This window comes from Marinomonas sp. ATLA20 (assembly GCF_057180105.1).
The window spans coordinates 46,612-72,772 of sequence record NZ_JBXUKU010000011.1 but is presented as its reverse complement, the minus strand read 5'-3'; the positions used below and the strand labels follow the sequence as shown (position 1 = coordinate 72,772).

The following is a 26,161-nucleotide window of genomic DNA, read 5'->3' as shown; positions in this document are numbered from 1 at the left end:
TTTAGGTTGAGTGCTTGGTAATGGATGCAGTGAATGGACTTCTTTAGTTAATGTGAAAAGCTTCTAATGTTTAGAAGCTTTTTCTATTTGTAGTCATATAAATATCCGTTTTATTTGGCGTTATTGTTATGTGGTGGCGCGGTTTTTGTTTTTGTTTAATGATATTTTTTGGAGAGACTTTTGCTTAATTCCATTGCTGTTGCGACAACTGATAAGTCTTTGGAATCGGAGTCTCGCTTATTGGCTAAGTCATTAAATCTTGATTTTATGTCTTTGCATGAGCCTCTCAAGTTTGTTTCTAAAATTGATTATCTGTTATTAATAACGCCGGATGGGATTGCGGTGGCTAAAACAGGTAAAGGGGCTCCGAAGCCTGTTTATGTGGACTTTACCTCCGGGGCTGTCGATCACAGAAGGCGGTTCGGAGGGGGGAAAGGCCAAGATATTGCTAAAGCTGTTGGGCTTAATAAGCGCGCAAGCTTATCTGTACTGGATGCGACGGCCGGTTTGGGGCGCGATGCTTTTGTATTGGCCTGCTTAGGTTGTTCTGTTTCCTTGTGCGAACGGGTGGGTTTTGTACGTGCCATGTTAAAAGATGGTTTGTATAGAGCGTCTTTTCATCATGAGGTGGCTGAAATTGTCGCTAAGATGTCATTGCTCGAGACGGATATTGCTGGTATCGATGTACAAGAGAGGTTTGATGTTGTGTATTTGGACCCTATGTACCCACACACAGATAAATCCTCAGCGGCTGCTAAAAAAGAAATGGCTTTCTTTAGGGATCTAGTAGGTAAGGATCTAGATGCTGATAACCTACTGACTTATGCGTTGCGTTTAGCGGAATATCGAGTTGTTGTGAAACGCCCTAAAGGCGCTCCATTTTTAGATAATACTGAGCCAACCTACCAATTAGAGGGTAAGTCTGGGCGATTTGATATTTACGTATTAAAATCACTCGATTCTCCCTCTGTTTAACGCACTGGCTATTAAGGAAGGTGCGAATAAGTCTACTAAGCCTCAGTCTTTCAGAGAAATCGTCAAATAAGGCGCGACTCTGAAGGGATGTAGGTACCTTTCAAAGAGTCGCAACGACATGTGGCGTTTTCTCTGAAAGACCCGTGGGGCATGGTCTAAAAGCCTGTATTCTTTGTTGAGCACCTCGAAAATAGAACCACTATTCACATTCGGTACTCGCCTCGAACAACAGGCTTTTATCCACATGCTGAGGCAAGAGGACTTGTTCGTACCTTCCTTAATAATGCGGTGGTCGATCACCATCGTGAATAGGTTGCTGTTGGCGATAAGACTCTAGCTTATTGCCTAACTGAACCAATTTTTCTTTCATTAATAGTATGTCTTTTTGTTGGCTGATAAGCGCCTGATTTAAACTATCAATCGTATCTTCTTGAAATTGCAGTTTGAATTCTAATTCGTCAATACGTTGATTGATTTGTGAGGTGTTCATAGATACCTTCTGTGTGTTAACCTTAGTAGGCTAAATTCGTATTTAATGAGCGATTCTATACAAAAACATGACGTAAGTATTGGTCAGTTTACGTGTAAGAGTGGCGTGAAAATTGCTCTCATAAGAAGTTGAGTATTTTACTACTATCTTCTTTAGCTTCACATGGCGATTTCAGCAAGAGTTTAGTAAAAATATTCATTTATTCACGTTTTACTAATACAGGCTTGATTTCTGTTAGGGAATTAGTCTGCTTCACAATAATATTTAATTTAATAAGAGATATACTGTTATGAATGATCATCAGGATAATGTTTCGCGTAATAAAGGGTCTTCTGTTGGTTCCGGTTTGTTTTCGTTGCGCACATTTATAGTTAGCCTTGTTATTGCTTTGATTGTGCCTTTGCTTTTAGCTTTGGTATTGAAAGAAGAGATAGGCACAAATTACCTAGTATATTTTGGCTTTTTTCTAGTGTCTGTTTTTGTCGGTGCTATGGTAAGCCAGACCAGTTCTGCTGGATTTGATTCTGAGTCTGAAGAAGATGAAGATGATGATCGTGAGCAAGGAACGGTTAAGTGGTTTAACTCCTCTAAAGGTTTTGGTTTTTTAACCATGGAAAATGGTGATGATGTGTTTGTTCATTACCGTGCTATTCGTGGTCGTGGTCGCCGCTTTTTGGTTGAAGGTCAGTTGGTTCGCTTTTATGTCACTGAAGGTGAGAAAGGCAAGCAAGCTGAAAATGTATCTATAATCCGCGGTTAATTCTTTTATTCGATTTAAGAGGTTTTTATGGCAACTGTAACATTAAAAGGTAACTCTTTTGAGACAGTAGGTTCCCTTCCTGCAGTGGGTTCTGTCGCGCCAGCGTTTGAGCTTGTCAAAACGGATTTGTCTGTCGCTACATTGGCGGATTATGAAGGCGCTAAATTGGTGCTAAATATCTTTCCTTCTGTTGATACGCCAACTTGTGCAACATCTGTGCGTAAATTCAATGAGTCGGCAGCGTCACTAAAAGGTGTTAACGTCATTTGTGTGTCGGCTGACTTGCCTTTTGCTGCAGCGCGTTTTTGTGGTGCTGAGGGTATCGATAATGTTGATACTGGATCTACTTTCCGTTCAACATTTGGCGCTGATTACGGCCTTGCTTTTGCAACGGGACCTCTTACTGGTCTTTTGTCTCGTGCTGTTGTGGTATTGGATGAAAAGGGTTCTGTAATTTACACAGAACAAGTTGCTGAAACGGCTGATGAGCCTGATTACGAAGCGGCTTTGGCTGTATTATCGTAATTTGATAATGATAAAAAAGGCCGCTTCTGAGTTGATCGGAAGCGGCCTTTTTTTGTCTTTGTAAAAAAGTTTTGGCTCTTAAATCCAGAAAGTCTGGTCTAGTCTTTTTGCATAGCAATAGTGTTGGTTGTTCTTTCTACACTGTTGTCTTTGTTTAGGTAGACTAATTTGGGCTTGAATTCATCGGCTTGAGCTTCATCCATTTGACCATAAGCGGCAATGATGATTCGATCGCCCACTTGTACTTTTCTAGCGGCAGCGCCATTCATAGAAATAGTGCCTGAGCCTGACTCGGCTAAGATTACGTACGTATGAAAGCGTTCGCCATTGTCGACGTTGTAGATATCGATTTGTTCAAACTCTCGAAAGCCAGCGAGTTCTACAAGGTCCTTATCTATGGCGCAGGAGCCGTCATACCAAAGCTCCGCTTGGGTAACGCTAGCCATGTGTAGTTTGCCTTTAAGAAGTGTAATTTGCATGTGTTGGGTCTCTATAATTGTTTCTGTGTAGCGTGTTTACGTTTATGGCGCCTTTAGTTCCAGATGAACGGGCCTTCTTCATGGCTATTAATTCGCCACCATTGGTCTGGGTCTTGGTTGCCTTCTTCTTCCCATCCTTGAAAGTTGCAACGCACTTCGCAATTTAGGGATTTGAATGCTTGCTTGGCACAAGTGATATCGTCTTCCCAAGGGGTTTTATCTGAGTCGAACCAGATAGAGGTGAAGCGCTTGCCCGCTGCCTGCTCTAAAATAGTCACCTCAATTTCGTGATCATTTGATGCTAAGGTTAATTTTGAGCAGAGTGCCGAAGGGCTGCTTTTTTTGACTAGAGTAAACGTGTTTTCTAGCCAGGAAATGATGTTTTCTGTCGGGCAGGACAATACATATATTTCAATGTCGGCTTGCATCGTTCTAATCCTTCTTTTTAATCATGTGGTAAATTCTGAGGACGCTCATTGATAAATAGCCAATGAGCGTCCATAGCACGCCGCAACCCGCAAGTATCAGTCCAAATAATGCCATGATCTCTTGAGCTAGAGACTCAACAACAACACGATCTGCCACCATAAGTACCAAAACGCCAAAGACGAAAATTAATCCACCTTGTATCATCTTGATTAAAGCAGCTCTAGGGTTATTGCCCAGCTTCATGGCTAGTTTATGTATGGCATTCTTCATTTGGGTGTTGGTTTATACTCTCACGGATTACTTTATTTTGGGCTATTTTGTAGTAAAAAGATTCTCAAGTATTCGGGCATAAACCACTGAAAGTTGGTTTAGGCTCTCGGCGTCGACGCATTCGTTAATTTGATGGATTGTCGCGTTAATCGGACCAAGTTCGACAACCTGCGTACCCATTTTGGCAATGAACCGGCCATCGGAAGTGCCACCTGAAGTGGATAATTCGGGAGTGATATTGACCGTTGATTGAACGGCGTCAACTATCGCATCTACTAATTCGCCAGGGCGAGTTAAAAAAGGTAGGCCATTGTATGTCCACTCAATATCGTAGCGTAAATTGTGCTTGTCTAAAATTTCAAGAACGCGAATTTTGAGTGCATCAAAGTCTAGCTCAGAAGAGAAGCGGAAATTAAATTGAGCGTTTAATTTGCCCGGAACAACATTGGTAGCACCTGTTCCTGAGTGAATATTCGAAACTTGGAAACTGGTCGGTGGGAAAAAGTCATTGCCATCATCCCAATGCGCGCTTGCCATTTCAGTAAGCGCTGGTGCCGCTAAATGAATTGGGTTTTCTGCTAGGTGTGGATAAGCAACATGACCTTGTTTACCGTAAACGGTTAGGTCACCGCTGAATGAGCCTCGACGGCCATTTTTGATAATATCACCCAGTGTTTTGGTGCTTGAAGGTTCGCCAACGATACACCAGTCTACTTTTTCGTTGCGTGCCATTAAGGCATCAACGACTCTAGTGGTGCCATCAACGAAAGGGCCTTCTTCGTCGCTGGTGATCAAAAAAGAGATTTGACCTTGGTGGTCTGGGTGCTTGGCAACAAAATCTTCCACTGCCGTTACCATGGCGGCAAGGCTGCCTTTCATGTCGGCCGCGCCACGACCGAACAGCATACCGTCTACAATGGCCGGGGCAAATGGTGGGACTTTCCACTCGGCTTCTGGGCCAGTTGGCACGACATCAGTATGTCCTGCAAAACATAGATTAGGGCCAGTATTACCGCGCTTTGCGTAAAAGTTTTTAACTTCCCCAAAAGGCATGTATTCGATTTCAAAACCAATGTTTTTTAATCGCTCTATCATCAGATCTTGGCAGCCTGCATCTTCTGGGGTCACAGAAGGGCGTGAAATAAGATCCATGGCAAGTTTTAGTGTAGGAGACAAGTCAGACATTCTTTACCTTTGTGTTGGTTTTCGCTACCTTATGGAAGATTCTGTTACTATAACAGGAGATTCAAATAAAGGTGGGGTTATGAAGTTAGGTGTTGTTGTTTTTTTGGGTTTGATTTCCGCTGGTTGTAGCCTATTTCAGCAGCCTGTCATTCAGGAGTCCTATTTTGTTCCAGTTATCCGCTCTGATAACTCATCTTCTGGCTACACGCCAACCGTAACGCCTATGTCGCAGCAGCGACGAGAACAGCCTCGCATTTATACGCCAGTTCTTCGTTAGAGTAATTGCTTAGCATACTCTTCAGGGTTAAACCCTAAATATATTTCGTTATCGGTCACTAAGATAGGTCGTTTGATAATGGATGTGTTTGTGAGCATAGTGTTGATGGCGTTCTTGCTGTCCATTGTGCTCTTTGTTTCTTCATCCAGTTTACGCCAAGTCGTTCCACGTTTATTGATTACGTTTTCCCAACCGAGTTTATCGACCCATTCTTTTGCTGTGGCTTCGTCTAGATCTTGTTTTTTATAGTCATGGAAGCTGTATTCCACGTTGTTTTCATCTAGCCAGCGAAAAGCTTTTTTCATGGTATCGCAGTTTTTGATGCCAAATACTTTAATCATATTGTGTTCTCCTAATACGCCATTTTGGTGTTTAATCAAAATGGCGTTTTTGGACTTACTATTAGTTATGAGCGTGCAGTGCTTCGTTCAGTTCAATAGCCGTTTTATTGGTTTTGCATTCAATTGCGCCTGTCGCAGAATTGCGGCGGAACAATAGATCAGATTGACCAGAAAGTTCACGGGCTTTTACAGTGGAAACAACTTGGTTGTTTTCATCAAGAACAGCAACTTTAGAGCCTGCAGTAATATAAAGGCCTGACTCAACGATACAGCGATCACCAAGGCCAATACCTATACCGGCATTCGCACCGATCAAACATTTTTCGCCAACAGCGATGACAATGTTGCCGCCGCCAGACAGGGTTCCCATAGTAGAGCAGCCGCCGCCAAGGTCAGAACCGTTACCTACAACAACACCAGCAGAAATACGACCTTCGACCATGCTGTTACCAAGCGTTCCTGCATTGAAGTTAACAAAGCCTTCGTGCATAACCGTTGTGCCTTCTGCTAGGTGTGCACCTAAACGAACACGTGCTGCATCGCCAACGCGGATGCCTGTAGGGACAATGAAGTTTAGCATTTTAGGGAATTTATCAACGCTGAATACTTCGATGGTACGTCCTTCCATACGGGCGCTTAATTGGCGATCAGCCAGTTCACGAACGTCGATAGGGCCTTCGCTTGTCCATGCGGTATTGATTAATAGGCCAAACATGCCATCTAGCACAGTGTTGTGAGGTGTAACTAAACGATGCGAGATTAGTTGAAGCTTTAGGTAAACTTCAGCTGGGCTTGTTGGTGCTTCATCCGTTGCTAGAACGCAAAGAATAACAGGCTTAGTAGAGGCTTTTAGGCGAGAGGCTAATTCTGCTTGTTCGATATTGCCTGCTTTTAGAAGGCTCATGTGCAAGCGGTTTAGATCGCTTTCATCTAACACTAGCGTACTGTTACCGCCTTCGTAGTTTGTACTTTCTAAAAGTGCATCTAGGGTGCTTTTTTCTACGTTTAGGCTTGGCGCTGAGTAGAATACTTCTAGCCAGTTGCCTTCTTTGTTTTGTGATCCGATACCAAGACCGAACGCGAAAATTGTATTACTCATGTGATTCTCCAACTGAGTTATCTGTCTAAAGGGGGTTGCTAAGGGGTTATCTGCGACTGAGGAAGTCTCTAATTCTTTTAGCTGCCTCAACGCATTCAGATTCTTCTGCGACTAGTGCCATGCGTACATGGTGGCTACCAGGGTTAATGCCTTCTACTGCACGTCCTAAATAGCTGCCTGGCAGTACTAAAACCGATTCTTCCTGATACAAAGCAGTACAGAACTCTTCATCGCTCATGCTGAGTTCTGGCCAAAGGTAAAAACCGGCTTCAGGTTTAGATATTGGCATAATAGGAGATAATATTTCTAAAACTGAATCAAATTTACGTGTGTAAATCTCACGATTTTTAATGACATGTTCTTCGTCGTTCCAAGCGGCAACCGAAGCATCTTGGTGATGAATTGGCATGGCGCAGCCTTGGTAGGTGCGGTATAGAAGAAATGGCTTGAGGATAGTGGCATCGCCAGCAACAAAGCCAGATCGAAGGCCTGGTAAGTTAGAGCGTTTTGATAGGGATTGGAAGATTAGGCAGTGTTTATAATCTTTATGTCCCAATATTTCACAGGCTTCTAATAATCCTAATGGGGCTTGATCGCCAAAATAAATTTCGGAATAACATTCGTCAGCGACAATAGTAAAGTTAAAGGTTTTGGCTTTCTCTATTAGGTAAGCGTATTCCTCTAATGTTGTGATACTGCCGCTAGGGTTGTTAGGGGAGCAAACGAATAAAACTTCACAGCGCTGCCAAGTAGCGTCATCGACAAGTTGATAATCTACTTTGTAGTTAGTTTCTGACCCGCAAGGTAAAAAGTGCAGGTCGGCTCCTGCAAGAATGCCAGCACCTTCGTAAATTTGGTAAAAGGGGTTTGGGCTAACAACGAGAGGGTTTTGCTTTTCTCCAACAAGTGTTTGGGTAATGGCGAACAGGGCTTCTCTTGTTCCTGTTACAGGTAGTATTTCTGTATCAGGGTCGAGTTTTTCCAAATGGAAGCGACGTTTTGCCCATTTGCTAATGGCGTCTCTTAGTGGGAGTTCGCCTTTGGTGCTTGGGTACTTGCTCACACCACCAAGGCTATTGGCTAGTGTTTCAAGGACGATGGCTGGAGCATCGTGTTGCGGCTCTCCAATCGTTAGTTTGATCAGCGGCTTTTCTGGGTTTGGAGTCAACCCTTCTATAAGCTCTGCAAGCTTTTGGAAAGGGTATGGGTGCAAAGAATGTATAAGAGGGTTCATTGGTCTTTAGTCCATCGCTTGAGAAAAACGGTCTATTTTCTCTTTTAAAAGGGTGCAAATTTTATTCATGGTTTCAGGGTCAGTAATAAGGTCACCATTTTCTTCGGTGATGTAGAAGGTATCTTCTACGCGCTCTCCTAGCGTGGCAATCTTTGCCTTATGAAGCATGATGTTCTGATTCATAAAAAACTGTCCCACCAAGGCCAGTAAGCCGGGTCTGTCTGGGGCGGTTATCTCAAGAGCAGACCAAACTTCTTCTGGTTGGCTGACAAAGTGAGCTGTAGAAGGAGAATTAAATATTTTTAAAATTCTCGGGGTGTGGCGTTGAACAACACTTTCATAAAGAGAGGGGGTTTCCAGTTGTTCCATCAATGTTTTACGAATAAGAGTGATGCGTTCTTTATCTAGGTGTAGGTTTGTATCGCTGTCGTTGCTGTCCATAACAACAAAGCTGTCTAAGCTGTAGTTGTTCGTGGTGTGGCTTATTTTGGCATCTAAAATAGTAAGGCCAAGCTGCTCAAACGTCGCGGCTGTCACTGCAAACAGGTGCTTACTGATTAAGGTATAGATGAAAATTTTGCTGGCACCTGAGAAGTTTCGACCACCTAATGGTGTGATGGCGATTAATGGCTTATCACTGGGTCTGTGGCGCAAAATGGCTTCGGTATTCCAGGCAATTTCGTCGCCGTTTGAGCGAATAAAGTACTCGTCTTCTATGGTTTCCCAAATTGTTTCGGCTTCCATTATGTCTACATTACGCTCGATCATAATTTCCAGAGCGCGTTGTTTGTGCTCGTCACTTATCATGTCAGCATCAATTGGAAAGTCCAAGCCACGGCGAAGTGCGCGTTTGGTTTCTAAATACAGCTGGCGCATAAGAGAGGCCCGCCAACTGTTCCACATCGTTGGGTTGGTTGCGTTGATGTCGGCAACAGTAAGTATAAATAAATAATCTAAGCGTTCTTGATCTTTTACGTAGCTGGCAAACTCCCAAATAACTTCTGGATCAGAGATGTCTTTGCGTTGCGCAGTTACTGACATGAATAGGTGGTTTCTTACTAGCCAAACGACAAGGTCGGTGTCTTGCTTTGACAGTCCGTGGCGCTCGCAAAAAGCTTGTGCATCAACGCAGCCTAGCTCTGAGTGGTCGCCACCTCGGCCTTTCGCTATGTCATGGTATAATCCAGCTATGTACAGGAGTTCAACTTTCGCAACGTGACGGATGGCCTGTGCAGAAATAGGGAATTTTTGCTTAAATTCTGGGAGCCAGAGGCGGCGTAAGTTTTCGACTAGCTGTAGTGTGTGTGCATCAACTGTATAAATATGAAACAAGTCGTGCTGCATTTGTCCAATGATTGCCCCAAACTCGGGTAAATATCGGCCAAGTAGTCCTAGGTGTTTCATCGATCTTAAAATGCTGGTGAGTCGATAACGACTGGCTATTATATCGAGGAATAGATCGGTATTTACTTTGTTGTTTCTATAGTCGTCATCAATAAGGTCTAGGCTATCGCGAAGTTGTCGCATTGTGTTGGCGCGAATGCCTTTTATGTTTTCGTGAGCGCCAAATAAAACGTACAATTCCAGCATGCTGGAAGGCGTGTCGTTGAACAGTGTCGCAGAGCGAGCTTCAAGTTGGCCGTTGGCAATTTGAAAGTGATCATTAATGACTTCTACCGTATTAATCGCATCTTTGGCTAAAAAAGACTCTTCAAAGTGTTGGAGGAGTAAGTCGTTAAGTTGTTGAATTGCGGCAACGCTTTGATAATAGCCTTGCATGAAGCGTTCAACGTTGCGCTTCAGGTCATCATCGTCAAATCCAAATAGTTTGGTTAGGGTGCGTTGATGGTCAAAAAGTAGTCGATCTTCTTTGCGTCCTGCGACCATGTGTAGAGCCCAGCGAACTCTCCAAAGGTGACTAACAGCGCCTTTTAGTTGTATGTATTCATCTTCCGATAAAAACTCTTTTTCGATGAGGGCGCTAAGTCTATGGGTGTGTAAGTGGCGTTTAGCAACCCAGTCGATGACTTGCATATCCCTTAGGCCGCCTGGACATTCTTTTAGGTTGGGTTCTAAGTTGTATGCTGTGTTTTGATATTTTGCGTGGCGCTGTTTTTGCTCGGCTAATTTAGCTTGGTAAAAAGAGTGGCCATCCCACATCTGAGATATATCAACGTGAAGTTTTAGTGTGGCTAATAAGTTAATTGGTCCGATGAGTGTGCGTGACTCAATTAAGTTAGTGATGACGGTAATGTCTTTGGCTGCCATCTCTGTGCATTCATCAATGGTGCGGACGCTATGGCCGACATCTAAATTGATGTCCCAAAGAAAGGTAATAAAAGCTTCAAGTTTATCTTTTGGTGCAGATGTTTCATTCTCTATTAAAATCAATAGGTCAATATCAGATTTAGGATGCAATTCTCCGCGGCCATATCCACCAACGGCAACAAGGCTGACATGAGCTTCGTTATCTAATCCCTTCGATATCCATGCGGCTTGCATGATTTCGTCGTAGAAACAGGAAAGGCCTTTAACGAGTTTTTCAATGGGATACAGAGAGTGAAAAAGATCATTATAGCTGTAGGTTTTTTCTTCAATGATGGCTTTGTAATGTGAAACAGAGCAGTTTGCTTTTGCTAGCTCGTGTTTCTCTTCCTGTGTCAGTAGTGGCGGAGCGTCTGGAAAAGCAGGGAAGTCCATACAATAGCCTCGAAGAATAAATGATTGTTAAGTGTGCGTGCAAAAGATTGTTAAACTATTCTTAAGAAATGCGCCCCTCTTAAGAGAAGCGCGTTTCCTCTGGTCGACGGGTAAGCACTTCAACCCCATCAGCAGTGACAAGGAGAGTATGTTCATATTGAGCGGATAAGCGGCCATCTTTGGTTTTAGCTATCCAATTATCTGGACCGGTGTGTTTAACTTGTTTTTTACCCGCATTAATCATTGGCTCTATAGTAAGAGTCATTCCTTCTTCTAGCATAACGCCAGTGCCAGCTTTACCGTAATGAGCGACTTGTGGTTCGCCGTGAAATGTCGTTCCAACACCGTGGCCGCAATATTCTTCCACAACTGTGTAATGGTGTTTGTGTGCATGGGCGGAAATAGCGGCGCCGATATCGCCAAGACGTGTGCCTGGTTTCACCATGTCGATAGCAAGGTAGAGACACTCTTGAGTGATTTTTGCTAAGCGCTCTGCATGAGGTAGAGCTGGGCCTGCGAAAAACATTTTACTGGTGTCACCGTAATACCCATCTTTTATAATGGTAATGTCGATATTGACTACATCACCTTTTTTTAGTGCTTTATCGTTTGGGATGCCGTGACAGATAACATCATTAACAGAGGTGCAGCAAGACTTAGGGAAGCCATGGTAGTTTAAGGGAGCGGGGATTGCGCCTTGCACTTCGATAATGTAGTTGTGGGCAATAATGTCTAGTTGCTCTGTCGTTGCGCCTGGAACAACAAATTCTTCTAGCATAACCAGCACGTCAGCAGCCAGTTTGCCTGCCGTACGCATACCTTCTATATCGCTAATGTCTGTAAAGCGAGTCGACGCTGGGCGTGGTGTCCAGCTAGGCGCTTCTATTCGACCATTTTTGGTCAGCTCTTCAATTTTCTGTAGGGTTTCGTTGCTCATAATTCACATGTCTTAAATAGGTTTATATCTGGGTCGATAATATCGTTGCGGGACATTCTACATGACTTGAGCGGCAGAATCGCCTCTCTAATTGAAAAAAACGTGTCTCTGATGGTGTGTAAAAAATACGTTCAAGTCTTTTGGTTTTTGCCTGAATGTGGTATAAAACGCCGGCTTGTTAGGCTTGTGCCTAAAATAAGCTAACTAACTTAAATCAACGATCTTGCCGCTACTAAAGAAAGTGTCTTGGGTGTCTTAGGTTGCCTTAAACCTTATTTGACTGACGCTTTTAGCTGGTAAGCATAAATAACCCAAATATAAAGGATAGTAAAATGCCTACAGTTTCTATGCGCGACCTATTATTGGTTGGTTCACACTTTGGTCACCAAACTCGTTACTGGAACCCAAAAATGAAGCCTTTCATTTTTGGTGCTCGTAACAAGATCCACATCATTAACCTTGAGCACACTGTTCCAGCTCTTAACAATGCTCTAGAGCTTGTTAAAAAAATGGCTGAAAACAAGAATAAGGTTTTGTTTGTTGGTACTAAGCGTGCTGCATCTAAAACGATTAAAGAGCAAGCTGCTCGCTCTGGTATGCCATACGTTAACCACCGTTGGTTAGGTGGTATGTTGACTAACTACAAAACTATTCGTGCATCTATCAAGCGTCTTCGTGAACTTGAAACTCAAATGTCCGATGGTACTTTCGATAAGCTGACTAAAAAAGAAGCTTTGATGCGTACTCGTGAGCTTGAAAAACTAGAGCTTTCTATGGGTGGTATCAAGGATATGGGCGGCCTTCCTGATGTATTGTTCGTAGTTGACGTTGATCATGAGCGTATCGCAATTAAAGAAGCAAACAAATTAGGTATTCCTGTTATCGGTATCGTTGATACTAACAGTAATCCAGATGGTGTTGATTACATCATCCCAGCTAACGATGATGCGATTCGTGCAGTTCAATTGTACGTTGGCGCTTTTGCTGATGCGGTTCTTGAAGGTCGTAATGCGACTGCTGGCACTGCTGACGAATTCGTTGAAGTAAGCGAAGCTACTGAAGCGTAAGCAAACTTTCTAGTTTGTTCTGGTTTCTAAAGGGAGGTTTCTTACCTCCTTTTTTAAATTTGAATTGGTATAAAGAGGATTTAACATGGCCGCAGTATCTGCAGCATTGGTAAAAGAGTTACGTGATCGTACTGGCCTAGGCATGATGGAGTGTAAAAAAGCACTTGTCGCTGCTGACGCTGACATCGAAGTGGCTATCGAAGAACTACGTAAATCAAGTGGCATGAAAGCAGCTAAAAAAGCGGGCCGTACTGCAGCTGAAGGTACAATCATTATGCGTGTAGCTGATGATTCATCTTACGGTGTCTTGGTTGAAGTTAACTCTGAAACTGACTTCGCTTCTCGTGACGAAGGTTTTATTTCTTTCGCTAATAAAGTAGCTGACGTTGTTTTTGCAACGAAAGAAACTGACATGGCGAAAGTGATTTCAGGCGAAATGCTTGAAGCTCGTGAAGCTTTGGTTCAAAAAATTGGTGAAAACATCACACCTCGTCGTGCTGTTATCATCGAGGGTGGCTTAGTAGGTGGTTACCTTCACGGTAATGGCCAAATCGCTGTATTGACTCAGCTTGAAGGTGGTTCTGCGGAGCTGGCTAAAGATGTTTCTATGCACGTTGCCGCTGTATCTCCTCGCGTTGTTCGCGGTGAAGATATGCCTGCTGAAGTTCTTGCAAAAGAAGAAGAGATTGTTCGTGCACAGCCAGACATGGCTGGTAAACCAGCAGAAATCGTTGATAAAATGATTGTTGGTCGTATGAAGAAGTTCTTGGCTGAAAACAGCTTAACTGAACAGCCTTTTGTTAAGAACCCAGAAATCAAAGTTGGTCAGTTAGTAAAAGACGCTGGCGCAACGGTAGCTTCATTCATTCGCCTTGAAGTAGGTGAAGGTATTGAAGTTGCTGAAGTGGATTTTGCAGCAGAAGTAGCAGCACAACTTAAAGGTTAATTCCTAGTTGTAATGTCTTGCAAAAAAAGGGGCAGCTTGACTGCCCCTTTTTATGAAAGACAAGTACATGAGTGTCGGCTACATTAGCCTCAATTACTCAAGATATGAAATCATTGCCGGAGGTTGATATGCCAAAAGAAAAGAGTCCAAAATACAAAAGAATTTTGCTTAAGCTGAGCGGCGAAGCCTTGATGGGGGATGAGTCCTTTGGTATCGATCCTAAAGTGTTGAATCGAATTGCCCTAGAGATTGGGCAGTTGCGCGGTATAGGGGTTGAGGTTGGTATCGTTATTGGTGGTGGTAATTTGTTCCGCGGTCAGGCGTTAAGTCAGGCTGGTATGGATCGTGTTACTGGTGACCATATGGGGATGTTGGCAACGGTAATGAATGCGTTGGCTATGCGTGATGCGTTAGAGCGTGCAAATATTGCAACTCGTGTGATGTCAGCAATCACAATGACTGGTATCGTTGAGCCTTATGATAGACGTCGTGCCATGCGCTTGATGAAAGAAGGTGATGTGCTCATTTTCTCTGCTGGTACTGGCAACCCTTTCTTTACGACTGACTCTGCTGCTTGTTTGCGCGGTATTGAGATTGATGCGGATGTCGTACTGAAAGCAACGAAAGTAGACGGTGTTTACTCCGCAGATCCAATGAAAGATCCTGCTGCGGTGAAATATGATACATTGGGCTACGATGAAGTTCTTGAAAAACAATTAGGTGTCATGGACTTAACTGCAATATGTTTGACCCGTGATCACAGTATGCCAATACGCGTATTTAATATGAATAAGCCGGGAGCCTTGGTAAATATCATGGTTGGTGGCAGTGAAGGTACACTGATTAAGTGAGGAAGTTATGATTAACGAAATTCTTAAAGATGCAGAAGACCGTATGGGCAAAGCTGTTGCCTCTGTAGAGTCTGCATTCAAAAAAATCCGTACAGGCCGTGCGCACCCTAGTATTTTAGATTCAGTTAAAGTGAACTATTACGGCTCTGAAACACCGTTAAGCCAAGTGGCCAACATTACCGTTGAAGACGCACGAACTTTGGGGGTTTCCCCTTGGGAAAATAACTTAGTCCCTGAAATCGAAAAAGCCATTATGAAATCTGATCTTGGCTTAAACCCAGCGACTAATGGCAATCTAATACGAATTCCTATGCCTGCGCTAACTGAAGAGACTCGTAAGAATTACTTCAAGCAAGCAAAGAACGAAGCTGAAAATGGCCGTATTGCTATTCGTAATATTCGCCGTGATGCTAACGGAAGTTTGAAAGACCTAGTGAAAGAAAAAGAGATTTCTGAAGACGACGATCGTCGTGGACAGGATCAGGTTCAGAAAATTACGGACAAGCATGTTGCGCTAGTTGAAGAGCGTCTTGCGGCAAAAGAAAAAGACTTGATGGAAATTTAATGAAGAAGGCGAGCCTCGGCTCGCTTTTTTTATTGACTAGGGTAACGCTATGTCTGAATTGGATGGCGCTGATCTTAATTCAGCTGTCGGTCCAGCTCATATTGCCATCATTATGGATGGCAATAATCGCTGGGCAAAGAAAAAACACCTACCGAGTATTGCGGGTCATACAGCAGGGGCGTCAGCTGTGCGGCGTGTGGTTGAGGCCGCTGCTAGGTCAGATGTCAAGGTGTTGACGTTGTTCGCTTTTTCTAGTGAAAACTGGAAACGTCCTAAGCTAGAAGTCGATGGCTTAATGACATTGTTTATGCGTTCTTTGAAAAAAGAGTTTAAGCGATTAAATGAACACAAAATTAGACTTAGAGTGATAGGCGATCTTTCAAGCTTTAGTAGTGGTTTGCAAAAGCAAATCAAGAATGTCGAAGATGCAACAAAAGACAATGACCAGATGACTTTGGTGATTGCAGCCAATTACGGTGGTCGATGGGATATCGCTCAAGCGACAAAGGCGATCGCAGAGCGTGTTGCGTTAGGTGAGCTTTCTCCAGAAAATATTGATGAAGAGTTGTTGGGTGAGCATATGCAGTTGGCAGACTTGCCGGCGCCTGATCTTTTGATTCGAACCTCGGGGGAAGAGCGAATTAGCAACTTTTTATTGTGGCAAACAGCCTACTCTGAATTTGTTTTTCTTCCGGTGTTATGGCCGGACTTTGGTCAAAAACATTTTGATGAGGCTATTCAAACTTATCAAAACCGTCAACGACGTTATGGTGGTCGATAACCATGTTACTCCCTAGAATTTTTAGTGCCATTGTCATGGCTGTATTGTTTGTTTGTGCTGTTTTTGTACTTGAAGCCTCTAATTTTATTTTTGCTATGGGGGCTGTTGTATTTTTAGCAGGCTGGGAATGGGCTCGTCTATCTGGTTTAGTTAATCAGGCCTCTCGTATTCTGTTTGCTGCTTTTATTGGTTGTGTCTGTTTTGTCGTATTGAATTATGACTTGCAAAAAGCATCGCTTTATTTGAGCCCTTTATTGTGGGTCTTGGCATTATATTGGGTGATTCGTTATCCAGCGCCACTTATTTGGCGTCATAGTTTTAGTCGTTTGTTGTTTGGCGTCTTGGTGTTAGTGACAACTTGGTCGGCCTTGGTGGTATTGAAGCAATCAAATAACTTTGTTGTTTGGGTGTTGCTTCTGATGGGGTTGATCTGGGGGGCTGATTCAGGTGCTTATTTTGCAGGGCGAGCCTTTGGTAAAAGAAAATTGGCGCGTTTTGTTAGTCCTGGTAAGTCATGGGAAGGCGTAATGGGTGGCTTAGTGCTAACTCAAATTGGTGTGGCTATTTTTGCTGTATTGAGTGATTTTACGCTATCTCATTGGTGTATTTTAGCTGGTATTGCGTTAATTACATCGTCTGTTTCTGTCTTGGGTGACTTGACGGAAAGTTTGTTTAAACGTCATGAAGATTTGAAAGATTCTAGTCATCTTATTCCTGGACATGGTGGCGTTATGGATAGAGTTGATAGTTTGGTTGCTGCGGCTCCCATTTATGTTTTATTGCTAAGTTTGGCTGGATGGCTTTGATGCAAGGTATTTGCTTGTTGGGTGCGACTGGGTCGATTGGTCAAAGTACCTTGGATATTATTGCTCAGCACCCAGACAAATTTTCTTTAATTTGTGCATCGGCCAATGAAAGTGTCGATAAAATGTCAGAAATATGTCGCCGTTTCAACCCTCAACGCGTCGTAATGGGCTCACAAAAAGCGCGGGATGAGTTGGCACAACTTTGCTCAGGTATGTCCATTTCATTTGAGTGGGGCGAAGATGCTTTAGACAGTATTGCTGCTGACTCTGCTGTTGATCAGGTAATGGCTGCCATTATGGGCTTTGCTGGTCTTAAACCTACCTTGGCAGGTATCCGTGCTGGTAAGAGAACTTTGTTAGCCAATAAAGAGTCCTTGGTTACTGCTGGTAAGCTTTTTATGGATGAAGTGGTTCGCCATGATGTCATGCTTTTGCCTATAGACAGTGAGCATAATGCGATTTATCAGAGCTTGCCTCAAACTGATCGTGGAGCGCATAAGCAAGATGTTTCCAAGGTGATTTTGACTGCTTCTGGTGGGCCTTTTAGAACTTGGTCACTTGACGATATGGCGACCGTGACGCCAGAGCAGGCCTGCAAGCATCCTAACTGGTCAATGGGGCAGAAAATATCTATAGATTCTGCTTCATTGATGAATAAAGGTTTGGAGTTGATCGAGGCTTGCTGGTTGTTTGATGTTACGCCTAATGAAGTGGATGTTGTTGTTCATCCAGAAAGTATCATTCATTCGATGGTGTCCTACCTTGATGGCTCAGTAATTGCCCAGATGGGCAATCCTGATATGAAAATTCCAATTGCTTATGGGATGAGCTGGCCAAATCGCATAAAAACGAGTGTTCCAGCATTGAGCTTAGTTGATATTGCCCGTTTGAATTTCGAATCCCCAGATTTAGAACGTTTTCCTAATTTGAAGTTGGCGGCCGACGCCTGGTTTATGGGGGGGACGGCTATGGCGGTTTTGAATGCTGCAAATGAGATTGCCGTGGCTGCTTTTTTAAATCAACAGATTGGCTTTCTGGACATTGCAAAGCTTAATGAGCGGGTTTTGATGACGGCGAATGTAGTTGCTGTGAATGACCTTGATGACGTTTTTGAGGCGGATCGATATTCTCGTCAATTGGCACTGGATATGATTTCTAGCGGTAAATTTTCATGATACAGAATATTCTATCTATTGTTGTTGCTCTAGGCTTGTTGATTACTTTTCATGAGTTTGGACATTTTTTTGTCGCTCGCCGTTGTGGTGTCAAAGTGCTGCGTTTTTCCGTTGGTTTTGGAAAGCCGATTTATCGCTATGTTGGCAAAACGGGTACAGAATATACATTGGCGATGATTCCTCTTGGTGGTTACGTTCGAATGCTTGATGAGCGCGAAGGAAATGTTCCTGCTGAATTGAGAAATCAGGCTTTTAATACAAAAAATGTTTGGCAGCGTATTGCTATTGTGGCCGCAGGACCTATTGCCAACTTTATTTTGGCAATTGCTATATACGCCTTAGTGGCTTTACTTGGTGTGCAATCTATAGCGCCAAAAATTGGCCAGATTGAAAAAAAATCTCCTATCGCTCAAACACAAATTCAGCCTGGTGACGAACTTATTTCCCTTGCTGATGAGTCTGTTGCTTCATGGGAAGATGTAAATTTAGTGTTAGCAGGCTTGATCGGAAAAACAGGAACTATTACCGTTCGTTATCAGCCCGATGGTATGAGTTCTTTACAGGAAGATACTATACAGCTTAATCGGTGGTTGGTTGGCGATGAACCAAGCAATCTGATTCGCGCTTTTGGTTTATCCCCATGGCAGCCGACAGTGGTTCCTATTATTGCTCAGGTTGTGGATGATGGCGCTGGATCTGTGGCTGGTTTTCAGGTTGGAGATGAAATTTTAAGTATAAACAATCGACCGGTATCTAGCTGGCAGCAAGTTGTTTCAGTGGTTCAAGCAAGCCCTAGTAGGGAGCTTGCTGTTGAAGTGTTGCGCTCACAAAATGTTGTTAAATTATTATTGTTGCCTAAATCTACTGAACAAAATGGCAAGACGATAGGGTATGCTGGATTGGCCGTTGTTCCACCTAAGTGGGATGAAGGTCTTATTAGAGAGCGCCATTATGGTCCGATTGAGTCGCTTTCTTATGGTGTTGCGCAAACCTCTAAGATGATATCTTTAACTGTTTCTTCTATTGGGAAAATGGTACAGGGGTTGATTTCTGTTGATAATTTATCCGGCCCAATAACTATTGCTAAAGTGGCGAGTGCGTCAGCAGACTCAGGGTTACAATCGTTTTTGAAGTTCATGGCCTACCTCAGTGTTAGTTTGGGGGTGCTTAATTTGTTGCCTATTCCAATGTTAGATGGTGGGCATTTGTTATTTTTTGGTATTGAAGCTATTCGTCGAAAGCCAGTCTCTGAAAAAATTCAGAATATGGCGTATCGAGTTGGTGCTTCTCTTTTATTTGCTTTAATGGCCGTTGCCATTTTTAATGATATTGCCCGCTTGTAGAGAGGTAGATGTGAAAGTCGTTTCAGCAGTATTTTTGGCTTTAATAAGCGTGCAAAGTTTTGCAAAAGATGTAGAGGATGTTCGAATTGATGGCTTGGTGCAAATGCCATCGTCCAGAGCATTTGATGTTATCGGCTTTGATAAGAATGAGTCCTATGACTCAAATAAGGTTTATCAGGCGATTAATTCTCTTTTTAATACGGGCTATTTTAGTGACATAGATGTATATGAAGAAAGTAACGTCTTGGTGTTTGATGTTGAGGAACGTCCTTCGATAGGCAACTTGACTATCGAAGGTAATGAGCTGATTAAAACCGAAGATTTAGAGCGCGGATTAAAATTATCGGGCTTAGAAGTAGGTGAGATTTACAAACCTGAGACGCTAAATCAGATTGTTCAAGAGCTTCAGCGTCAATATTATGCGCTTGGCCGTTATAGTGCCAAAGTGGATATTGTAGTCGAGGATATGCCTCGTAATCGTGCTGGAATCGTCATTAAAATTGACGAAGGCGATACGGCTAAAATCGTTCATATGAATATTGTTGGTAATAAAGCTTTTGATGAAGAGACACTGACGAAAGACTTTGAATCCAGTGAAACAGGGTCTTGGAACCCGTTTAGTTCTGCTGACGAATACGCTAAGGGTAAGATTGATGGTGATATCAATACTCTTAAGAGCTTTTATTTAGATCATGGTTATTTAGATTTTAACGTGGTTTCTAGCCAGGTAAGTTTGTCGGCCGATAAGCGTGACGTTTATATTGTTATTAATGTTGAAGAAGGCAAACCTTATAATATTAATAACGTTTCGTTGAGTGGCAGTTTGCCCATTTCTGAAGACTTGGTTTGGAAACAGATTTCTCAGCAAAAAGGTGATGTTTTTTCTCGCAGTGATGTAACCAAAGTAATTGAAGGCATTTCAACCGTATTGGGGGATGAGGGCTATCTGTTTACTAACGTTAATGTGATTCCAGAGAAGCTAGATAATCATACTGTAAATCTTAGTTATCAAATCGCTCCAGGTCCTAAAGTGTACGTTCGTCGTATTACTTTTAGTGGTAATAGCGAAACGCAAGATGAAGTATTGCGTCGTGAAATGACCCAATTTGAAGGGGCTTTGGCTACGCATTCTAAAATTCAGGCGTCTAAACGTCGAATAGAGCGATTAGGCTTCTTTAGTAGTGTTGACCTTCGTACGCGGCCTGTGGCTGGAACCTCTGACCAGGTTGACCTTGATGTTGTTGTGCAGGAACAAGCTTCAGGTAGTATTCAGGCTAGTATCGGTTACTCACAAGAAGATGGCACGGTGCTAGGCTTTGGTATTTCTAAGCGTAACTTTTTAGGTACGGGTAATAAGTTGTCGTTTAATGCCTCACGTACTAACCAAACACAAGATTATGCCATTAGTTATGATAACCCTTACTTCACAGTGGATGGCGTTAGTCGAGGCTTTCAGATTTTCTATAAAACCAGTGATCATGCGGATGATGATGTAGAAGATTACGATCTAGATGAAATCGGTGCCGGTGTTAGTTATGGTTATCCTATTTCAGATACACAGCGCCTATCATTTGGTATGACGGTCAAAGAAACCACAGTTAAGCTAGGTTATGATCCATCAAATGAAACAAATGACTATGTTAAAAGTAATGGTGATAACTACGATGATATTATTGCTAGTCTAACATGGAGTGATAATGACCTCGTTGGTGGCGTATTACCGACAGATGGTTACTCAACGAAAGCTACATTAGAAGTTGCTCTTCCTGTTGGTGATCAGCAATACGCCAAATTAGGGTTGTCCTCTCAGCGTTACTGGAACTTAAATGGATCGGATTTATGGTTGTTTCGTCTGAAAGGGCGTTTAGGTTATGGTACAGGGTATGGGGATTCTGATGTTTTGCCTTTCTTCGAAAACTATTTCGCGGGTGGGTCCTACTCGGTACGAGGTTATGGGGCTTCTTCATTAGGTCCTAAAAACTCATACACAAGTTCATCGAATTCGCCATCGGCCTTGGGTGGTAATATCCTTATGGCGGGAACCGCTGAGCTTATTTTTCCATTACCCATGGTGGAGGATCATAAGTCGGTCAGAACGGCATTATTCCTTGATGGTGGTAACGTATTTACAGATACCTGTCTTGCGGGTAACACCGAATGTAATGAAGGTATAGATCCAGCTGAAATTCGTTTTAGTCTTGGCTTAAGCTGGACATGGATTACGCCGATTGCCCCTCTGTCATTTAATTTCGCACGTCCTTTGAATTCTAAAAGCGGCGATAAAACAGACTTTTTCCAGTTCCAGCTGGGAACAACTTTTTAATTTAAAAAGCATTATTTAATAGGATTTTAAAATGAAAAAGCTCATAACAGTAATTTTTACACTATGCTTTATTGGTAGCGTGCAAGCGACTGAAGTGGCTGTAGTGGATTTCAGAGCAGCGCTTTTGCAAAGTAATATCGGTCAAGAAGCTGCCAAAGAACCAAAGCAAAAAGTGGCTACAATGGATGCTCGTTTGAAAAAAGAGCAAGAAAAACTTGAAGCCTCTGCAAAAGATCTGAAGCGTGATGAATTAACGCTATCCCAAGAAGAGTTTAAAAAGCGTCGTCAGCAACTGGCAGAGCAACAGAATCAAGTGCGTGGTATGGCTGCCAATATGCAGCGCCAAGCTAAAGAACTAGAACAGCAATTAATACAGTCTCTGACTCCACAAGGTGAAGCGGCCCTGAAGTCTTTAATAGAAGAGCGAAAATTAGATTTGGTATTAAATAGACAATTAAGTTTGTATGCTAATGCGGACGCAGATATTACTGATGAGCTAGTGAAACGTATTAATAAGGACAATTAACCTATGAGTTATACGCTAGGGCAATTAGCCGCCAAAGTACAAGGGATTGTAAAGGGTGATGCTAATCTAGTTATAGATAAATTAGGGACGTTGGAAAAAGCGACTCAAAATGAATTGAGTTTTTTAGCTAATCCTAAATACCAGAATCTACTTGAGGGCACCTCGGCAGGTGCTGTTCTGGTCAAGACTGAAGAGTTAGCTAAATTAGTCGATAACGCTATTGTTGTTTCAAACCCTTATTTGGCATTTGCTCAGCTATCACATATTTTTGTACCGGCAACACATAATTGGTCTGGTATTCATCAAAGTGCCGTAGTCTCCTTAAAAGCAACGTTATCTGAAAATGTGGTTATTGCCCCTAATGTTGTTATTGACGACGATGTCGTTATTGCAGAGGGCTGTGTTATCGGTGCTGGTTGCGTTATTGGTCGAGGTGTTAAAATAGGCCAAGGTTCTCGCATATACCCTAACGTCACCCTTTACCATAATGTAGAAATTGGAGCGGCGTGTATTATTCATAGCGGAGCAGTTATCGGTGCTGATGGATTTGGTTTTGCTCCTAACAATGGCTCTTGGGAAAAGATTGATCAACTAGGTTCAGTGGTTATTGGCGACAATGTTGAGATTGGAGCCAGTACAACAATTGACCGTGGCGCTATAGAAAATACGCAAATAGGTCAGGGTGTTAAAATAGATAATCAAGTTCAAATTGCTCATAACGTTATAATTGGGGATAATACAGCTATCGCAGCATCTACGGCGATTGCTGGAAGTACTAAAATTGGCTCTATGTGTACGATTTCAGGCGGTGTTTGTATTGCAGGCCATTTGGAGCTTACTGATAAAGTTCATATTACTGGTATGAGTATGATTAGTAATTCGATCTCAGAAGCTGGGTCTTACTCTTCTGGGATGGGGATGGAACCAACTGGAAAATGGCGCAGGACAGTAGCTCGAGTTAGAAGAATAGATGATATGGCAAAGCAGTTTGCACAACTGAAACAACAGGTTAATAAGTTTTTAGAGAAGGTTGATAAATAAATGATGGACGTAAATGAAATCCGCCAATACTTACCTCACAGGTATCCGTTTCTATTGGTGGATCGTGTTGTTGAACTGAATTTGAAAGAGTCCATTATTGCTTATAAAAACGTCACGATTAATGAACCATTTTTTAATGGTCATTTTCCAGATCATCCAGTAATGCCTGGGGTTTTGATTATCGAGGCAATGGCCCAAGCAGCAGGAATACTGGGCTTTAAAACAATGGATAAAAAGCCAGAAGATGGTTCTATCTATTATTTTGTAGGCTCTGATAAACTTCGCTTTAAGCGTCCGGTTGTCCCTGGTGATCGATTGCAGCTTGAAGCGAAAATTGTTACTGAAAAACGTGGAATTTGGAAATTTGAGTGTAGAGCAACAGTTGACGGTGAGTTAGCTTGTTCTGCAACTATTCTGTGTGCTGACAGGAAGATATAGTGGCGATACATCCAACTACTTTGATCGATTCGAAAGCCGAGGTTGACTCCAGTGTGGAGATCGGTCCTTTTTGTGTGATCGGACCGAATGTGAAAATTGGTGCTGATAGTGTTATTAAATCCCATGTTGTTATTAATGGTCACACAACTATTGGGTCTAATAATGAAATTTATCAGTTTGCTTCTGTCGGAGAGGCAAACCAAGATAAAAAGTATAAGGGTGAACCAACACAGCTTGTAATTGGTGATAACAATGTGATCCGTGAGAATGCAACGATTCATCGTGGCACAGTTCAGGATAATGGTATTACTCTAATTGGTAATAACAACTTGTTTATGGCAAGTACGCATGTTGGTCATGACTGTATTGTTGGCGATAATAATATATTAGCTAACTTTGCAGCGCTTGCTGGGCATGTGACGGTTGGCGATTTTGTTATTCTTGGCGGTTATACTGGGATTCATCAGTTTTGCCAAGTGAACTCTTTTAGTATGTGCGGCATGGGATCAATGGTTGCTAAGGATGTGCCTCGGTATGTCATGGTTTCCGGTACTCCAGCTAAAGCACACGGAATGAACTTTGAAGGCATGCGTCGTCGAGGCGTGCCATCAGATGTTATTCGAGCATTGCGCACTGCATATAAGACGGTGTATCTAAAAGGTTTAACATTAGAAGCTGCACTGTTAGAGCTTGAGCAAGGGGATATGATCCATATTCCTGAAGTAGCTGAGTATGTTTTATCAATTCGGCATTCAAAACGTGGAATTGTCCGATAGGCATCATGTTTTAAAAGAAAACCCCGGACTATTTCGGGGTTTTTTATTATCAGAGGTTGTATAAATGCAAGTGACGTCTAAGGCACGTTATGTGTTGGTGGCTGGTGAGGCTTCGGGTGATATTTTGGGCGCAAACTTAATTGCTCATTTAAAAATGTTACAACCAGATGCAATTTTTGAGGGTATTGGTGGCCCATTGATGGAAGCACAAGGCTTCAAAAGTGTCGTCCCAATGGATAGATTATCTGTTATGGGGTTGGTAGAGGTCTTGGGCCGCCTTAGAGAGCTTTTGGGTATTCGCAAACGTCTATATCAGTCTTGTTTAAAAAATCCACCTACTGCTTTTATTGGTATTGATTCGCCTGATTTTAATATGCCGCTTGCGAGAAAGCTAAAACAAGCAGGCATACCAACTGTTCACTATGTCAGCCCGTCTGTTTGGGCGTGGCGCCAAAAACGAATCTTTAATATCAAAAAATCTGTCGATCTGATGCTGGCACTGTTTCCTTTTGAATTGCCAATTTATCATGAACACAATATTCCTGTAGTGTGTGTCGGTCATACACTTGCAGATGATATTCCTCTTGATAGTGATGTAACGGAAGCAAGAAAAACACTGGATTTAGATCATGTTAAGGGGCCTGTTTTTGGTATATTACCTGGCTCCCGTGAGGGGGAAGTGTCTCGTTTAGCGCCATTGTTTATTGAAACAGCGAAGCTGATTAAGCAAAAAGAGCCCAATGCGACTTTCTTGATTCCTGCCTCAAATAAAGAGAGACGCGCTCAAATAGAAGCGATTCTACAAGAAACTAACGCTGAGGCGATATTGGTTGATGGGCAATCCCGTACAGTGATGGCAGCATCGGATGCTATTTTACTGGCATCTGGCACGGCTGCATTAGAAGCTATGCTTGTGAAGCGACCAATGGTTGTATCATATCGAGTTAATAAATTAACTTATGCCATCATGTCTAGAATGATCAAAGTACCTTATGTCTCTTTGCCTAATTTGCTAGCTAATGAAGCATTAGTTCCAGAGCTACTGCAAGATGCTGCGACACCAGATAATTTGGCGACGCGTTTGATACAAACTTGGCGATCTTTCATTACGGATAAAAACATTCAGACCAAGTATCTGGACTTGCATACTATGTTACGAAAAAATGCAGGCGCCCAAGCCGCACAAGCTATTGTTACTATGCTTGAAGGAAAAGGGAAGTGATGGAGCCTTTTGTTAGTCAGATATATTTTGGTGATTTGCTAGCAGGTACCGATGAGGCTGGGCGAGGTCCTTTAGCTGGTGAGGTTGTTGCAGCAGCTGTGATTCTAGATCCTGCTCGTCCTATCCTTGGCTTGGCGGATTCTAAAAAATTGACAGAGAAAAAACGTGAAGCTCTTTACGCCGAGATAATAGATAAAGCGTTAGCTTACGGTATTGCCTGTGCAACGATTGAAGAAATTGATGAAATAAATATTTTACATGCCAGTATGTTGGCAATGTCTCGTGCTGTTGCTTTACTTTCCTTAGTGCCTGAGCATGTATTGGTTGACGGTAATCGTATACCGCCAAATTTGCCTTGTTCAGCGGAGGCCGTGGTGAAAGGCGATGCTCGGCAGGCAGCCATATCTGCTGCCTCCATTTTGGCGAAAGTCACCCGTGATAGAGATATTGTAAAAGCCGCAGAGATTTACCCAGAATACGGGTTTGAAAAACATAAAGGTTATCCTACTGCTTTGCACCTAGAAGCGATTCGGTTGCATGGTATCACGCCGATTCACCGACGAAGTTTTGGCCCAGTTAAAAAGATTTTAGAGGGATAAT

Annotated in this window: 29 protein-coding genes; 19 read left to right on the top strand and 10 right to left on the bottom strand. The window is 42.7% G+C overall.

Translation table 11 applies throughout. The features are described 5' to 3' along the window. Window positions 1-180: 180 nt before the first annotated feature. Entirely contained in the window at window positions 181-975 is a 795-nt protein-coding gene (locus tag AC2A4J_RS16580; protein ID WP_255828278.1) for a class I SAM-dependent methyltransferase, read from the top strand. Window positions 976-1,252: 277 nt separating this feature from the next. On the opposite strand, the gene AC2A4J_RS16575 is transcribed toward AC2A4J_RS16580, so the two are convergent. After that, window positions 1,253-1,465, bottom strand: coding sequence for a SlyX family protein (locus AC2A4J_RS16575; RefSeq protein WP_484176806.1), 213 nt, complete (start codon window positions 1,463-1,465; stop codon window positions 1,253-1,255). Window positions 1,466-1,754: 289 nt separating this feature from the next. On the opposite strand from AC2A4J_RS16575, the gene AC2A4J_RS16570 reads away from it, so the two are divergent. Together AC2A4J_RS16570 and tpx are read left to right on the top strand one after the other, a co-directional pair. Further along, window positions 1,755-2,225: a cold-shock protein gene (locus AC2A4J_RS16570; RefSeq protein WP_304941379.1), complete on the top strand. Its 471-nt coding sequence runs from the start codon at window positions 1,755-1,757 to the stop codon at window positions 2,223-2,225. 27 nt (window positions 2,226-2,252) lie between these two features. Continuing rightward, the gene (gene tpx, locus AC2A4J_RS16565) at window positions 2,253-2,750 is read left to right on the top strand and encodes a thiol peroxidase (protein ID WP_255828280.1); all 498 of its coding nucleotides are present in this window, start codon (window positions 2,253-2,255) and stop codon (window positions 2,748-2,750) included. 98 nt (window positions 2,751-2,848) lie between these two features. Here tpx and panD read toward each other — a convergent pair whose 3' ends face one another. From panD to dapE, 4 genes are read right to left on the bottom strand one after another with little or no spacing between them, the layout of a single operon-like run. Further along, window positions 2,849-3,229 carry an aspartate 1-decarboxylase gene (gene panD, locus AC2A4J_RS16560; protein ID WP_484176805.1) on the bottom strand — a complete coding sequence of 127 codons (381 nt, stop codon included), beginning with the start codon at window positions 3,227-3,229 and terminating at the stop codon, window positions 2,849-2,851. A gap of 53 nt (window positions 3,230-3,282) precedes the next feature. Continuing rightward, window positions 3,283-3,657 (bottom strand): hypothetical protein, encoded by a 375-nt coding sequence (locus AC2A4J_RS16555; protein ID WP_255828282.1) that lies wholly within the window; start codon window positions 3,655-3,657, stop codon window positions 3,283-3,285. 4 nt (window positions 3,658-3,661) lie between these two features. Beyond that, window positions 3,662-3,928: a hypothetical protein gene (locus AC2A4J_RS16550; protein WP_255828283.1), complete on the bottom strand. Its 267-nt coding sequence runs from the start codon at window positions 3,926-3,928 to the stop codon at window positions 3,662-3,664. A 42-nt stretch (window positions 3,929-3,970) separates the two neighbouring features. Then, window positions 3,971-5,113 carry a succinyl-diaminopimelate desuccinylase gene (dapE, locus tag AC2A4J_RS16545; protein WP_484176804.1) on the bottom strand — a complete coding sequence of 381 codons (1,143 nt, stop codon included), beginning with the start codon at window positions 5,111-5,113 and terminating at the stop codon, window positions 3,971-3,973. A 79-nt stretch (window positions 5,114-5,192) separates the two neighbouring features. Here dapE and AC2A4J_RS16540 point away from each other — a divergent pair, with 79 nt between their 5' ends. Next, window positions 5,193-5,390: a hypothetical protein gene (locus AC2A4J_RS16540; protein ID WP_113917269.1), complete on the top strand. Its 198-nt coding sequence runs from the start codon at window positions 5,193-5,195 to the stop codon at window positions 5,388-5,390. Here AC2A4J_RS16540 and AC2A4J_RS16535 read toward each other — a convergent pair. The 5 genes from AC2A4J_RS16535 to map all read right to left on the bottom strand — a co-directional run bounded on the left by AC2A4J_RS16535 (window position 5,387) and on the right by map (window position 11,701). Further along, the gene (locus AC2A4J_RS16535) at window positions 5,387-5,731 is read right to left on the bottom strand and encodes an ArsC family reductase (RefSeq protein ID WP_484176803.1); all 345 of its coding nucleotides are present in this window, start codon (window positions 5,729-5,731) and stop codon (window positions 5,387-5,389) included. The two genes, AC2A4J_RS16540 and AC2A4J_RS16535, sit on opposite strands and share 4 nt — an antisense overlap. 61 nt (window positions 5,732-5,792) lie before the next feature. Then, a complete protein-coding gene (gene dapD, locus AC2A4J_RS16530; RefSeq protein ID WP_255828286.1) occupies window positions 5,793-6,830 on the bottom strand; it encodes a 2,3,4,5-tetrahydropyridine-2,6-dicarboxylate N-succinyltransferase in 1,038 nt (345 codons plus the stop codon). Window positions 6,831-6,876: 46 nt separating this feature from the next. Then, window positions 6,877-8,064 (bottom strand): succinyldiaminopimelate transaminase, encoded by a 1,188-nt coding sequence (dapC, locus tag AC2A4J_RS16525; protein WP_484176802.1) that lies wholly within the window; start codon window positions 8,062-8,064, stop codon window positions 6,877-6,879. Window positions 8,065-8,070: 6 nt separating this feature from the next. Next, entirely contained in the window at window positions 8,071-10,764 is a 2,694-nt protein-coding gene (gene glnD, locus AC2A4J_RS16520; protein ID WP_255828288.1) for a [protein-PII] uridylyltransferase, read from the bottom strand. A 79-nt stretch (window positions 10,765-10,843) separates the two neighbouring features. Next, entirely contained in the window at window positions 10,844-11,701 is an 858-nt protein-coding gene (gene map / locus AC2A4J_RS16515) for a type I methionyl aminopeptidase (RefSeq protein ID WP_484176801.1), read from the bottom strand. A gap of 332 nt (window positions 11,702-12,033) precedes the next feature. Here map and rpsB point away from each other — a divergent pair, with 332 nt between their 5' ends. The 15 genes from rpsB (at window position 12,034) to rnhB (ending at window position 26,160) form a co-directional block, all read left to right on the top strand. After that, entirely contained in the window at window positions 12,034-12,768 is a 735-nt protein-coding gene (gene rpsB, locus AC2A4J_RS16510; protein WP_012068986.1) for a 30S ribosomal protein S2, read from the top strand. An 85-nt stretch (window positions 12,769-12,853) separates the two neighbouring features. Continuing rightward, entirely contained in the window at window positions 12,854-13,714 is an 861-nt protein-coding gene (gene tsf, locus AC2A4J_RS16505; protein WP_255828290.1) for a translation elongation factor Ts, read from the top strand. A 128-nt stretch (window positions 13,715-13,842) separates the two neighbouring features. Beyond that, window positions 13,843-14,565, top strand: coding sequence for a UMP kinase (gene pyrH, locus AC2A4J_RS16500; RefSeq protein WP_113917277.1), 723 nt, complete (start codon window positions 13,843-13,845; stop codon window positions 14,563-14,565). A gap of 7 nt (window positions 14,566-14,572) precedes the next feature. Beyond that, window positions 14,573-15,130 carry a ribosome recycling factor gene (frr, locus tag AC2A4J_RS16495; RefSeq protein ID WP_255828291.1) on the top strand — a complete coding sequence of 186 codons (558 nt, stop codon included), beginning with the start codon at window positions 14,573-14,575 and terminating at the stop codon, window positions 15,128-15,130. A gap of 49 nt (window positions 15,131-15,179) precedes the next feature. Then, the gene (gene uppS, locus AC2A4J_RS16490; protein WP_484176800.1) at window positions 15,180-15,911 is read left to right on the top strand and encodes a polyprenyl diphosphate synthase; all 732 of its coding nucleotides are present in this window, start codon (window positions 15,180-15,182) and stop codon (window positions 15,909-15,911) included. 2 nt (window positions 15,912-15,913) lie between these two features. After that, complete coding sequence (locus tag AC2A4J_RS16485; protein ID WP_484176799.1) at window positions 15,914-16,717, top strand: phosphatidate cytidylyltransferase; 804 nt, start codon at window positions 15,914-15,916, stop codon at window positions 16,715-16,717. Next, on the top strand, window positions 16,717-17,892 hold the full coding sequence (ispC, locus tag AC2A4J_RS16480) for a 1-deoxy-D-xylulose-5-phosphate reductoisomerase (protein WP_484176798.1): 1,176 nt from the start codon (window positions 16,717-16,719) through the stop codon (window positions 17,890-17,892). The genes AC2A4J_RS16485 and ispC overlap by 1 nt, the downstream gene beginning before the upstream one ends. Beyond that, window positions 17,889-19,235 (top strand): RIP metalloprotease RseP, encoded by a 1,347-nt coding sequence (gene rseP / locus AC2A4J_RS16475; RefSeq protein ID WP_484176797.1) that lies wholly within the window; start codon window positions 17,889-17,891, stop codon window positions 19,233-19,235. The genes ispC and rseP overlap by 4 nt, the downstream gene beginning before the upstream one ends. Before the next feature lie 10 nt (window positions 19,236-19,245). Continuing rightward, window positions 19,246-21,558 carry an outer membrane protein assembly factor BamA gene (gene bamA / locus AC2A4J_RS16470; protein WP_484176796.1) on the top strand — a complete coding sequence of 771 codons (2,313 nt, stop codon included), beginning with the start codon at window positions 19,246-19,248 and terminating at the stop codon, window positions 21,556-21,558. Window positions 21,559-21,589: 31 nt separating this feature from the next. After that, window positions 21,590-22,084 (top strand): OmpH/Skp family outer membrane protein, encoded by a 495-nt coding sequence (locus tag AC2A4J_RS16465; protein ID WP_484176795.1) that lies wholly within the window; start codon window positions 21,590-21,592, stop codon window positions 22,082-22,084. A 3-nt stretch (window positions 22,085-22,087) separates the two neighbouring features. Beyond that, entirely contained in the window at window positions 22,088-23,125 is a 1,038-nt protein-coding gene (lpxD, locus tag AC2A4J_RS16460) for a UDP-3-O-(3-hydroxymyristoyl)glucosamine N-acyltransferase (RefSeq protein ID WP_484176794.1), read from the top strand. Further along, complete coding sequence (gene fabZ, locus AC2A4J_RS16455; protein ID WP_255828298.1) at window positions 23,126-23,563, top strand: 3-hydroxyacyl-ACP dehydratase FabZ; 438 nt, start codon at window positions 23,126-23,128, stop codon at window positions 23,561-23,563. It abuts the gene before it with no gap. Further along, window positions 23,563-24,339: an acyl-ACP--UDP-N-acetylglucosamine O-acyltransferase gene (gene lpxA / locus AC2A4J_RS16450; RefSeq protein WP_255828299.1), complete on the top strand. Its 777-nt coding sequence runs from the start codon at window positions 23,563-23,565 to the stop codon at window positions 24,337-24,339. Before fabZ ends, lpxA begins: the two co-directional genes overlap by 1 nt. Before the next feature lie 64 nt (window positions 24,340-24,403). Further along, complete coding sequence (gene lpxB / locus AC2A4J_RS16445; RefSeq protein ID WP_484176793.1) at window positions 24,404-25,561, top strand: lipid-A-disaccharide synthase; 1,158 nt, start codon at window positions 24,404-24,406, stop codon at window positions 25,559-25,561. Continuing rightward, complete coding sequence (gene rnhB, locus AC2A4J_RS16440; RefSeq protein ID WP_484176838.1) at window positions 25,561-26,160, top strand: ribonuclease HII; 600 nt, start codon at window positions 25,561-25,563, stop codon at window positions 26,158-26,160. Before lpxB ends, rnhB begins: the two co-directional genes overlap by 1 nt. Window position 26,161: the final 1 nt, after the last annotated feature.